We start from the raw sequence: 11,626 nt of genomic DNA, 5'->3' as shown, positions 1-11,626 counted from the left end.
GCGGCGCGCTCAGTCCGCCGCCGTCGGCCGCGTGGCCCGGGCGTACCGGGCGAGCACGTCGAACTCGACGTGGACGGGGTCGCCGGGTGCCTTCCCGCTCAGCGTCGTCCGTTCGCGGGTCTCCGGGATCGTCGCCACGGCGAACTCCCGGGGTGTCACGTCGGTCACGGTGAGACTGGCGCCGTCCAGCGCGACCGCACCCTTCTCCACCAGATACGGCTCGTCGGGCCGCTCCAACCGGTACCGGACCGTATCGCCGTCGCGCTCGACGGCCCGCACCGAGGTCACGGTGTCGACGGTCCCCTTGACCACGTGCCCGTCCAGCCGGTCGTCCGCCCGGACCGGCCGCTCTATGTTCACGGCGCTCCCCGCCGGCAGGTCGGCGAGGTACGTCCGGTCGACGGTCTCCGCCGAACAGAACGCCTCGAACCAGCCGTCGCCGACCTGCTCGGCGGTCAGACAGACGCCGTGGACGGCCACGCTGTCCCCGGGCTGGATGTCGGTGAACGGGGTCCCCAGCCGGAGTCGATGGCCGCCGTCGACAGCGGTCGTCTCGCGCACGGTACCCGTCGCTTCAACGATGCCGGTGTACACGGACGGAACACGGGAGTACGCCTGCAAGTATCTTCTCATCTTCGATATGAATAACAGAACCGTGATTATGGGGGAGATACCAGCCTCCGGAGCACGAGGGCGCCCCAGCACCATCCAGCGCCCCGGGCCGGGACCGGGTGCTCAGTCGTCCTGTTGTGACCGGGCGACCACCAGCGCCGCGAGGACGAAGAACAGGACGAGCAACAGGAGGCCGAGGAGCACCGGAACCGGGGGGCCGTCATCCGCGCCGGCCGCCGTAACCGCCCGGTCGGGTGCCGCCGTCCCGCCGGCGAGGGCCGCCACCGGCACGTCCCTCGTGACGCTCGCCGTGCTCCCGTCGACTCGCTCCACCAGCAGCGTGACGGCCGTCTCGGCGCCCGTCGCCCCGGGGAGTTCGAGGGAGTGCCCTCGCCGGTCGACGGTCCCGTCGCCGTCGATGTCCCAGCCGTACGTCTCGACGTCCTCCCGCGCCACCGCCGGTTGTGCCAGAAGCGTGACCGAGTCGTTCCCGCTCGATTCGTACTGGAACCACGTCCCGCCGGCGGCGGTTCCCGTCGCCGACGCCTGGGTGGATGTCCCGGTCGATGGTGTCGGCGTCTCCGTCCCCGGCGGTCCCGTGGTGGTCGGTACCGCGGTCCCCGTCGGCGTGGGGGTGCTGGCTGGCCCGTCGGCTCGAGGCGTCGCCGTCGGTGTCGGCGACGAGGTGGCTGTCGCGGTGAGCGATGCCGTCGATGCCGGAGTGGGCGTCGACGTCGGGGCGGGTGTCGGCGTCGGGGTGGGCGTCGCGTCGGTGACGGTGACGGTGCCACAGGTGTCGATGTCGCTGGTCTCGGCGCCGCCGCTGTACGACCAGACCCGCACGCGTGGCTCGTATGTGCCGGGTTCGGCGTACGCGACCGTGCGGATGCTCTGGGTGGTGTACTCGCCGAAGGAGGCGTCGCCGTAGCGGTCGTACTGGAAGTCCTCGGCGTGCTCGGACCCGGATGCGACGAGGGTCACCGACTCCCCGACCTGGACGGTCGTCTCCGACGCGGTACAGTTGGCGACTACGCCGGACGCTGGCGTCGAGGTCGGGGTCGATCCGGTCACGGTGACGGTGCCACAGGTGTCGATGTCGCTGCTCTCGGTGCCGCTGTACGACCAGACCTTCACCCGTGGTTCGTAGGTCCCCGGCTCGGAGTACGCGACCGTTCGCGAACGCTGGGCGGTGTACTCGCCGAAGGAGGTGTCGCCGTAGCGGTCGTACTGGAAGTCGTCGGCGTTCTCCGACGCGGAGGCGTCGAGGGTGACCGATTCCCCGACCTGAACGCTCGTCTCCGAGACGGTGCAGTCGGCGACCGGACTGGGCGTGGCGAGCGCCGCCGGCCCTTCGCCGGCACCGTCCACCAGGTCGTTCGTCGGGCTCGCACCGGCGACCGGGCTCGCGAGGACCACGGCAGCCCCGACCAGGGCCAGCAGGAGGAGGGCACCCCCTCGGCATCCGAGCGTCGAGCGACCGTCCGGCGTCGTCCCTTCCCGGTGGGGACGACCCCTCTCCCCGTCATCCGTCGGTGACGTCATCACGGATCACCGCTCCCCCGACCCCGGGAAGGCGGGCGCAGGGTGCACCGACCGTGGCCGTTCGGGCACCGGCCGTGTGCAGGGGCGTTGTGGGTTCCCTGCCGGTGTCGACCGGGTCGTGGCGTTCCTGCCCGTCGGCCGTCGGTGCTGGGTCTCTCGAACGAACTGACGGCCGGCTTCCCGAATCCCGTTCCCCATGATGACTGAAGATGTCACTACCCCTACAAAGGTGTACGGGGCAGATCGGCGGTGGTGTTCGGATCTGCTGACTCCATGCGGAGGCGGAACGGGCATCCTGCTCCGAACAGCACCGCTCGCCCGGCCGGGTGTTTTACCGGGATGGCGCCGGCAGATGAGGCCGTGACCCCCGATGCCCTCCCCGACGACCCGCTGGCGTGGCTCGGTCCGCTCCTGCTCGGCGCGCTGGTGGCCGGAACCGCCGTGGCCGCGGCGGGCGCCGTCGGCCCGTTCGCCCCGCCGCCGACCGACGCCGAGCCGACGGTGACGGCGCTGGAGGTGACCGACCGCGGCTGCCGTGGCGACCTGCAGGACCGGGCCGGGACCAGCGACGGCCCGAACGGGACCGTCGTGGTGACCGACACCATCGAGACGGCCTCGCCCCGAACCGAGTTGAGGGCCGCGGTCGCCCGGACCTCCCCCGCCCAGGCCGGTTTCGCCACGTACCGCGTCGAACTCACCACCCACGAACCGACGGGCGAGCCACGCTGTGCCGGGCAGATCGCCTACCGGATCGCCGTTCGCGCCCCCGACGGCCCGCGTGGGACGCGGGTCCTCTTCCGTCTCGACGGGCAGCCGACCGCCTGCAGCGGCGGCGGGTCGGGGAACTGGGACCCGCGCTGTGGCCACCTCATGAGCGAGTCGGACTGGCCGCGCGAATCGACGAACGCGACGGTCACGGGCCGATGAACCACGACTGGTGGTACCGACGGCTGGTGCTCCCGGTCGCCGGACTGGGGCTCCTCGCCCTCCTCTGCTCGTTGCTCCTGACCGGAACGGCCGTCGGCCCGCAGGACAACGGCCTGCTGGCGCTGGCGGGCTACAGCGAGTACGCCCATCTCGTGAACTGGCTCGGTATCCTCGGCGGGGTGAGTATCCTCGTCGGGGGCTGGTACCGGACCCGGTACGTCGAGGACGACGGCGGCACGGACGCAGCGTCGGACGCTTCCACGGGCGACTCCGGGTAGCGAGACGGCCGGGACCGACCTACCCGTCGATCCACTCGGTGAAGCAGCCCTGGATGAGCGTCTCGCGCTGCCAGTCGATGTAGTCGGCCTGCATACCCCAGATGGCCTGGGCGAGCGGGACGCCGTGGTTGACCCGGCGGGCGACCTCGCGGTGTTTCCAGCGCGCCGGCGTGAGGCCGGCCTCCCAGCGGGCCTCCAGCGGGCGGACGTAGCGCTCCACGTCCTCGTCGCTCAGCCCCCGGAGTTCCAGGCCGTCCCGGGCGGCATCGAACAGTTCCTCGAACAGGACGGCCGCGTCCGTCGTCTCGGTCCCCTCCAGCGTGACCCACGTGAGGTCCGCCTCCAGGCCGTCCGCGACGGCGGCGTAGAAGTTGTCGCGGGCGTCCTCCCAGGGGAGCGAGCGGAGGGGGTGCTCGCGCCGCGGGAGCGACTCCATCAGCCCCGCGAAGACCGCGAGGAAGGCCATGGAGTCGCGTACGGTCGGCTGGGCGGGCAGGGGGCGGAACTCGATGCGGGCGTTGGCGCCGGCCCGGGATGGGCCATCGAGGACGGGGCGGACCCACCGCCAGTAGGTGCCGTGCTTGTGCCGGAAGTGCGCGAACCGGTCGTCGAACCGGCCGGCGTCCTCCTGCAGCATCGGGACGACGGTGCGGTCGGCCGCGATGCGGTCGATGACCTCGTCGATGTGCTCGACGTCGCGGGGGAAGGTCACCTTCGGGTCGGCGCCGTCCGGGTTGAGGACGGACTCGAAGACGGTGACGCGGTTCTCCATCGCGCAGCCGGTCAGGATCTCCTGGGCGTCGTCCGTGTCGTAGAGGTCCGGCGGGAAGAACGGGCTGTTGACGGCCAGCGCCACCAGTGGCCCCGCCACACGCAGGGCGTAGCGGAACCGCTCGGGGAGGTCCGCGGCCTGGCTCATCTGGTAGTGGGGCTGGATGGAGGTGATGAGGCTCTCGGGCATCACCGTCCGGGCGTCGAGGTGGACGTGCGGGGCGTCCAGGCTCATGTCCTCCTTGAAGCCGGTGTTGGCCATGGCGTGGTAGCGGACCGCGTCGCTCATGTTCGTCGCCAGCACGACGCCGTCCTCCTCGATGCTGTCGGCGAGGTACGAGCCCGCAGTCTCGCCGACCGGCGGGACCGTCCACATCCCGTCGCTGACCAGCACCATCCCCTCGGGCTCGCAGGCGTCCTGCGCGGCCTCCAGTTTCGCCTGCACCTCGCGCTCGGTCGCGCGCAGGCCGTACGCCGAGCAGGGCTGGGGCGAGGTCTGCATCTCGGCGTTGTGCAGGCCGAGTTCCTTCTCGAAGCCGATGTACTCCAGCAGCCGCCGGGGCACCCGCTTCAGGGCGTCCGTCTCCGCGTCGACGGCGTAGAACTCGTACTCCAGGCCGACGATGGCCTGCGAGTTGTCGAAGGTCCCCTGCTCGACCTCGCGCTTGAGGTCCTCGACCTCCGACTCGACGCGGGCGGCGAACGCCTCGCGGTCCGCGTCCAGCGACTCCCGTACCCGCGCGGCGAGTTCCGAGCCAGACATCCTTGCGTGGTCGGTGGCCGGCCGACGGCTTCAAACCCTACGGTCGATGGAGCCGTCTCCGCTCATCCGAGTCGCTCCAGCACCGCCTCGATGCGCTCGCGGTGGAACGCGACCGCGGCGTCGGCGTCGACGATGGGGTAGCGCGGCCGCGTCACCTCGCCCCGCGAGTCGGCCGCGGAGGCGACGATCCCCAGCAGCCGGAACGCGTCGGCGGCATCGTCCGGGTACGGGCGGACCTCGCGGTAGCCCGCCCGGTACGCCTCGCGGAGCGCCCGAACGTCGGCCTCGCTCCGGACGTACCAGTCACAGAGCGTGAACTCCGCCTTCGCCACCGAGAGGCCAGGGTGGGCCGCGAGCGGTTCGTCCCAGTCCAGCACCGCGGCCACCTCGGGCGGGTCGTCCGCGCCGAGCGACCCGTCACCGCCGGCCGGTCCAGCCCCGCCCTGGACGATGACGTTGCCCGGTCGGTAGTCCCAGGGGAACAGGCGGGCCTCGTCGGCCGGAAGCTCGTCGAGCCGGTCGCCGAGCGCCGTCTCGACGCGGGGTTCCAGCGCCGCCAGCGCGCCCGGCCAGTCCGCCAGCGCGCGGTCCAGATACTCCCGGTAGAACGCGCCCGCCGGGAGCGGCTCCGGGACGCCGAGCGCGTCGCCGTCGTCGGTCCCCGCGACCCGCCCGGGCGCGTCGAACGCGAAGGCGTCGTGGACGGCCGCGAGACACCGGCCGAGCGTCCGCGCGAGCACCGAGCGGTGTTCGGGACCGAGGCCGGCGAAGCGCTCGTGGAGGTCGTCCCCGGCGACGTGCTCGGTGACCAGATACGTGACCCCGAGGTCCTCGACGGTGCCCGTGCCGAGGACGGGGGCGACGGGCACGTCCGTCCGCGCGGCGACGGCGCGCGTGACGGCGGCCTCCGCGGCGAGCGACCGCTCGCGGCCGCGGTACTGGACGACGACCTCGCGGCCGTCGTCGAGCGTGACGAGCGCGGTCCGCTTCGAGTTGCCTGTCGGGAGGTCGCGGACGGTGGCGGGCGTCGCGCCCAGCGCGCGCTCGCAGACCGCCGCCACTACCTGCTCGCGCTGGTCCTGCACGACCGGTCCCTCGGTACCGGGGCGACAAAACCCTCGCGCCGCCGACGGCTGGGGCGCGTCGTTCTTGCGACGGGCGGGGGTGCTTTAGGGCAGGGGGTCGTCGGGCCCCGCATGGACGAAGGTGAGCCGGGTCGGGGCGGGCGGGGGTCCGACGACGGTGAGCGGGACCGGCTGGTCGCGGCCGTCCGGGAGGCGCTGGCGCCGGAGACCTACGACCGGTTCAACGAGCGGGTCGCCGAGCAGGCCGACCGGGTGGCCGAGGACTGCGCGGCCGGGCGGCTCGACAACGAGGACTACGCGGTCGGGCTGGAGCTGGAGGCCTACACCGTCGACGGGCGCGCGCAGCTCTGCCACGTCCCCGAGGGTGCGCCCGAGGACGGCGGGTTCGCGCCGGAGCTGGGCCGGCACAACCTCGAGGTGAACACGCCGCCGGACGTGCTGTCGCCGGCGGGGCTGGACCGGCAGTTCCAGCGCCTCCACGACGCCGTCGCCGACGCCCGCGAGGCCATCGCGGCGGCGGGCGCGGCCGACCGCGAGGGTGCGGCCGAACGGGATGACGGGGCCGCGCGCGACGGAACCGACGACCCGCGGGCCGGCCAGGTCCGCCCGGTGCTGGACGCGATGTGGAGTGTCCCGCCGGCGACCGGGACCAGCGTCTATCTCTCGGCGGGCGAGGCCCGCGACGGGGTCTGGCTCGCCGCGAACATGACGCGGAACGCGCGCTATCACGCGCTCGACGCGGACACGCTCCGCCGGATGGACAACGGCATCCCGCTGGACGTCCCGGGCGCCGACCACCGGCTCCCCTCCATCCTGGTCGAGTCGCTCGCCACCTCGGTCCAGCCCCACCTGCAGGTGCCCGCGGCCGCCGACGTCGGACGCTACCTCCGCTACGCCACCCGCATCCTCGGCCCGGCGGTGGCGCTGACGGCGAACAGCCCGTTCCTCCCGGCCGACCTCTACCCCGAGGCCGTCGACGCCGAGGCGGTGCTCTCGGGCCCTCACGAACTCCGCGTGCCGGTGTACGAGGACAGCATCAACCCGCCCGGCATCGAGAAGGTCCGGGTCCCAGCGGACGTCGCGGACGCAGAGGAGGCGGTCCGGGCCATCGAGGCCGACGAGACGTTCGCCCCGTTCTGTACCGACCCGGAGGACGTGGCCGACGACGACCCCTACCGCCAGCGGTTCCCGGAGTTCGCCCACAAGCACGGCACCTTCTGGCGCTGGGTCCGGCCGGTGTTCGGCGGCGATACGCCCTCGGACGGGGACGGCCCGTCGAACGGCAACGACGACCGCTCGGTCCGGCTGGAGTTCCGGCCGGTCCCGACCCAGCCGACGGTCCGGGACTGCGTCTCCGTGCAGGCGATGGTGGCGGGCGCGCTCCGCGGGCTGGACGCGACCGACCACCCGCTGCTGGAGCTGCCGTGGGCGGACGCGCGCGACTCGTTCTACAACGCCGTCGCCGAGGGGCCCGGGGCCGACCTCCCGTGGATCACCGCCGAGGGCGACCGGACGGACAACCCCGACATCGCCCTCGACGAACTCCTGTCGCTCGCCCGCACGGGCCTGGAGGAGGCGGGCTTCCCCGGGACGGAGATCGACCGCTGGATCGCGCCGCTGGAGGCCCGCCAGGTGGCCGCCATCACGCCCAGCGTCTGGAAGAAACACCGCGTCCGCGCCGGGATGAACCACGGCGAGAGCTTCCACGAGGCCGTCGAGGCGATGCAGTGGGAGTACATCGAGCTGAGCGAGGCGACCGACTCGTTCACGCAGTGGATCTGAGAGCAGGGGCCTGATTTCGGCGGATTGGTGTGGGGGCTCCGACGGACCCGCTCCCGAAGCCCTCACCCGCTCTCTGGTACGGGCGCGTCCGACCACAGCGAGATTGCTCCCGAAGCCCTCACCCGCTCTCTGGTACGGGCGCGTCCGACCACAGCGAGATTGCTCCCGAAGCCCTCACCCGCTCTCTGGTACGGGCGCGTCCGACCACAGCGAGATTGCTCCCGAAGCCCTCACCCGCTCTCTGGTACGGGCGCGTCCGACCACAGCGAGATTGCTCCCGAAGCCCTCACCCGCTCGACCATCCGGGACCTGCTCGCTCCGGTCGCTCCGCTCCCTTCGCTTGCATCGCCTTCGGCGACGGCTGCGCTCCTCGCTCCACTCGCTCCGCTCGTTCCACTGCGGTGCTTGCCGGGTCCGGGCTGGGTCGAGCGGGTTCGCCCTTCGGAAGTCCACCAGGACCGCACGTGGGTCAGTCGGGTCCGTGGGCCTCACACCTCCCCAGCCGCTTGCGGTGCTCGCTTCGCTGCGCTCCTCAGCCCTCGCGCGCTTAGAGGCGGCCGACGACCGCCGTAGTGCTCGCGGCATGAAGCCGCTCCCGTGGGCGGTCGTCGACCCCCAGCGCGCGCCGGTGCGGCTGACGGGGCTGGCACGCACCAGCCGAGCGGCTGGGTCGGTCGGCCGGTTCCGGGACCAGGAAGCGCGCCAGCGGCCCCGCTGTGGAGGCCGCTCGCGCTAGCGAGCGTGCCGGAACACGGCCGCCGCTGACGCGGGGAGGTGTGGGGCCACTAGCACTCTGCTGGAACCCCCACGTGCGGACGCTCGGACGAACCAGCAACGGGGCGGGACTGAAAGGGGCCGCCCGGCTGGCGGCGTAGCCGCCAGCGAATAGATCGTCGGCGAAGCCGACAATCCGCCTCGACCCGGCCTCGACGACGCAAGGACCGCAATGGAGGGAGCGGAGCGACCGGAGTGAGGACCGCAGCGAGGCGCGGCCGGTCGAGCGGGCGGGGGCTTTCTACACGGTTCCCTCGTGGCTGTCGTGAGAATACAATCTTTATCAGATACTTCAAACACCCAACATTAAATTCCTACATAATACAAATAAATTACTTATATATTATCTATTCTGCCAGTTCAATCCGAAAGATGCAGCCACTGGAACGCATCCGAGTCATCAACATGACAAGTGCAACCCGTCGGCTTCGAGGACCGAACCACGCCGCCTAAGCCCCGCCACAACCAAGATGTGGACGATGAACCGACGGACGTTCCTCGCGACGGCGGGCACCGCGGCCGCGGTCGGCCTCGCGGGCTGTGGCACCACCACCGCACAGCTCGACGAGGACGACTACGACGTGGGGATGGCCCACAACGCCTTCCGGCCGGTCGAGTACGAGGTGCCGGTCGGCGAGACGGTCGTCTGGGGGAACGTCGGGAGCCGGGGCCACAGCGTCACGGCGACCGAGGGCGCGATCCCCGACGGGGCCGACTACTTCGCCTCCGGCGGCTTCGACTCCGAGGACGCCGCGGTGGACGGCTGGCCGAACCAGGGGAACATCCGCCCCGGCGAGACCTACGAGCACACCTTCGAGGTCGCCGGCGAGCACGGCTACTACTGCATCCCGCACGAGGCCGCCGGGATGGTGGGGACCATCGTCGTCACGGAGTAGGGCTCGCCACGCGGCGTCGTCACTGGCGGGGGGTGAAGAAAGCGAAGGACTCGCGGCGTCAGACCTCGACGTCCTCGTCCTCGACGGCGACGGCGGTCTCCTCCTCCTCGGCGACCTCCTCGGGCCGCGCCTCGAGCGTCATCTTCTGGACCTCGACCCGGCGGAGCGGGTAGATGGTCTTGGCCTCGGCGTAGATGGCCGAGGAGAGCTGGCCGTTGACGACCGCGTCCACGAGCTCCTCGAAGGTCCGGTCCTCCGCGGCCTCGCGGGTCAGGTCGATCATCGTCCGGCGGATCGCCTTCTCCTGGGAGTGGTCGGCCTTCTTGGTGGTGAACGCGACCGGCTGGATCTGGACGCGGTAGTCGTCCGTCGACAGCACGGTCTCGTAGGTGGCGATCTTCGAGGAGCCACGGCGGACCAGCGAGCGCAGGTAGTCGCGGGTGAGTTCGTGCTTGACGAACTCCGTGTACGCCGAGTCCGAGCCGACGTCGTTGATCTGGAACGTCAGCTTCGTGTTGTTCTCGCTGGCGTCGTTCTCCAGTTCGCCCAGCGTGGTCTCGATGGTGCGGTCGTAGAGCTGTTCGGGTTCGTCGGCGGGGGTGCGGCCGAGCTCCTGCCGGTCGAACTGCTCCGGCGCGAGCACGGTGTACCACCGCTTCTCCTGTTTCCGTCGGGAGACGCTTCGTTCGCTCATGTGTCGTGTGTGTCGTCTGTGGTGATGTCGCTGTCGTTCGTGCCGTCCGATACTGGGTCCGCACGCACCTCGTCCACCGTCGCGTCCTCGCCGCGGGCGGTCGCCGCGACCCGCTCGGCCACGCGGAGGTTGACCACGTAGTCGTCGACGGTCGACCGCAGGCCGCCGGTCGTCGGGCGCTCGATGCGCGTGACGACGCGGTCCTCGGTCACGTCGGTCTCCATCGCGTCCGTGTTGTCCGGGCGGACCGCTCGTGCGACGACCGCGGGGTCGTCGTGGTGCGTCCGGATGGTGGCACGCTTGCGGACACCGTCCGTGCCGTCACCGGCAGCGTCGGTCCCGCTCATGCCAGTCCCTCCCGGAACGCGTCGATCAGTCCCGCGGGGTCGCTCGTGTCCAGCCGGGCGTACGCGGTCTCGCCGCGCGCGTGGCTCGTTCCGTTCGCGGTGGCTGCAGTCGTCCGCAGCGCCGCGCCGACGTCGACGGCATCGCCCGCGGCCGCGGCCTCCCCGTCGCCGACGACGAGGACGGCGGGCTCGGGCGAGCGGAAGTCCCGGACGAGGCGGGCGACCGTCTCGACCGGGCCCGTCCGCGTGACCACCGCGACGCAGCCGTCGTATCGGCTCGTGTCGGCCGCCCGGACCGCGCGGTGGGCGGCGCTCGCGTGTTCGCGCCACGCGTCGAGCGCGGCCTCGCGGGCATCGTGCCCGAGCGCGAGCGCCACGCCCGTTCCGGGGGCGCGGCGCGCGACCGCGTCGAGCACGCCGGCGTACCCCTCGACCGTCGCGAACGGACAGCGCGCGCCGGCGTGGGGCCGGAGCGCGCGCTCGACCGCGTCGGCGGCGCGGGGCGGTGCCTCGCCGGACCGGACGGCGTCGAACGCCAGCAGCGACGCCAGCCGGCGGCCGGCATCGTCATCGATGTCGGCGGTCCGCTCGGTCGGCAGGTCGCGCTCGGCGAGTGCCGTGCGGTACGCCTCGGTGTCACCCGAGTCGGGGGTGTAGACGAACGTCGTGTGCGCCAGCCCGTCGACGAGGTCCGCGGTCGGGACGCCCACGCCGGGCCGCTGCTCGCAGCCCGCTGCGGTAGCGTCCTCGGCCAGCGTCGTCGGGTCGTCGCCCGGCGCGGCGCGGGCCGCGAGGACGCCCGCGAGCGCGAGCGTCGGGTCGGCGGCGTCGGGGACGAGTTCCCGGGCGGCCGCGTAGGCCGCCGGACTCGCGGGGTGGGCGTCGAGCGCGACGTCGCCGCCGGTCGCACCGACGGTCACCGTCACGTCCGCGTCCGTGCCGTCGCCGAGTGCGTCACCCGGGAACGACCGGACCGAGGCCTGGAACGGGATGCCGGCCGCCGAGAGCGCCCGCGCGAGGACGCCCGTCGCCGCGAGGGCGTCGCCGTCGCTCGTCGCCACGAGCCGGACGAGGCCGGCATCGCGGCAGGCGGCGGCGACGCTCGCACCGGGGGCGTGCCCGTCGGACGGGTCGGCGGCGGCCATTGGTGGGGAG

At 72.4% G+C, this 11,626-nt stretch carries 11 protein-coding genes; 4 read left to right on the top strand and 7 right to left on the bottom strand.

Translation table 11 applies throughout. The annotated features are described in order from the left end of the window. Nucleotides 1-9: 9 nt before the first annotated feature. Both P2T62_RS18280 and P2T62_RS18275 read right to left on the bottom strand, forming a co-directional pair. A complete protein-coding gene (locus P2T62_RS18280; protein WP_276258452.1) occupies nt 10-594 on the bottom strand; it encodes a riboflavin synthase in 585 nt (194 codons plus the stop codon). Nucleotides 595-735: 141 nt separating this feature from the next. Continuing rightward, nucleotides 736-2,154, bottom strand: coding sequence for a hypothetical protein (locus tag P2T62_RS18275; RefSeq protein WP_276258451.1), 1,419 nt, complete (start codon nt 2,152-2,154; stop codon nt 736-738). A 339-nt stretch (nt 2,155-2,493) separates the two neighbouring features. Between P2T62_RS18275 and P2T62_RS18270 the strand changes: the two genes are divergently transcribed. Next, entirely contained in the window at nt 2,494-3,081 is a 588-nt protein-coding gene (locus P2T62_RS18270; protein WP_276258450.1) for a hypothetical protein, read from the top strand. Beyond that, nucleotides 3,078-3,359, top strand: coding sequence for a hypothetical protein (locus tag P2T62_RS18265; RefSeq protein WP_276258449.1), 282 nt, complete (start codon nt 3,078-3,080; stop codon nt 3,357-3,359). Before P2T62_RS18270 ends, P2T62_RS18265 begins: the two co-directional genes overlap by 4 nt. Nucleotides 3,360-3,378: 19 nt before the next feature. Here the strand turns inward: P2T62_RS18265 and P2T62_RS18260 are convergent, their stop codons facing one another. After that, a complete protein-coding gene (locus P2T62_RS18260) occupies nt 3,379-4,893 on the bottom strand; it encodes a glutamate-cysteine ligase family protein (protein WP_276258448.1) in 1,515 nt (504 codons plus the stop codon). A 62-nt stretch (nt 4,894-4,955) separates the two neighbouring features. Then, nucleotides 4,956-5,978 carry a phosphotransferase family protein gene (locus P2T62_RS18255; protein WP_276258447.1) on the bottom strand — a complete coding sequence of 341 codons (1,023 nt, stop codon included), beginning with the start codon at nt 5,976-5,978 and terminating at the stop codon, nt 4,956-4,958. A gap of 111 nt (nt 5,979-6,089) precedes the next feature. Here P2T62_RS18255 and P2T62_RS18250 point away from each other — a divergent pair, with 111 nt between their 5' ends. Together P2T62_RS18250 and P2T62_RS18245 are read left to right on the top strand one after the other, a co-directional pair. Continuing rightward, entirely contained in the window at nt 6,090-7,760 is a 1,671-nt protein-coding gene (locus P2T62_RS18250) for a glutamate-cysteine ligase family protein (RefSeq protein WP_276258446.1), read from the top strand. 1,253 nt (nt 7,761-9,013) lie between these two features. Beyond that, complete coding sequence (locus P2T62_RS18245) at nt 9,014-9,430, top strand: plastocyanin/azurin family copper-binding protein (RefSeq protein ID WP_276258445.1); 417 nt, start codon at nt 9,014-9,016, stop codon at nt 9,428-9,430. Nucleotides 9,431-9,488: 58 nt separating this feature from the next. Here the strand turns inward: P2T62_RS18245 and P2T62_RS18240 are convergent, their stop codons facing one another. Genes P2T62_RS18240 through P2T62_RS18230 form a run of 3 tightly spaced genes read right to left on the bottom strand, consistent with a single transcriptional unit; the run spans nt 9,489 to nt 11,616 of the window. Further along, the gene (locus tag P2T62_RS18240) at nt 9,489-10,124 is read right to left on the bottom strand and encodes a 30S ribosomal protein S3ae (protein ID WP_276258444.1); all 636 of its coding nucleotides are present in this window, start codon (nt 10,122-10,124) and stop codon (nt 9,489-9,491) included. After that, a complete protein-coding gene (locus P2T62_RS18235; protein WP_276258443.1) occupies nt 10,121-10,471 on the bottom strand; it encodes a KEOPS complex subunit Pcc1 in 351 nt (116 codons plus the stop codon). The genes P2T62_RS18240 and P2T62_RS18235 overlap by 4 nt, the downstream gene beginning before the upstream one ends. After that, nucleotides 10,468-11,616: an exonuclease RecJ gene (locus P2T62_RS18230; RefSeq protein WP_276258442.1), complete on the bottom strand. Its 1,149-nt coding sequence runs from the start codon at nt 11,614-11,616 to the stop codon at nt 10,468-10,470. Before P2T62_RS18230 ends, P2T62_RS18235 begins: the two co-directional genes overlap by 4 nt. Nucleotides 11,617-11,626 lie beyond the last annotated feature (10 nt).

The organism is Haloglomus litoreum (assembly GCF_029338515.1).
Taxonomy (GTDB): Archaea; Halobacteriota; Halobacteria; order Halobacteriales; family Haloarculaceae; genus Haloglomus; species Haloglomus litoreum.
This window is presented reverse-complemented; position numbering and strand designations above follow the sequence as displayed.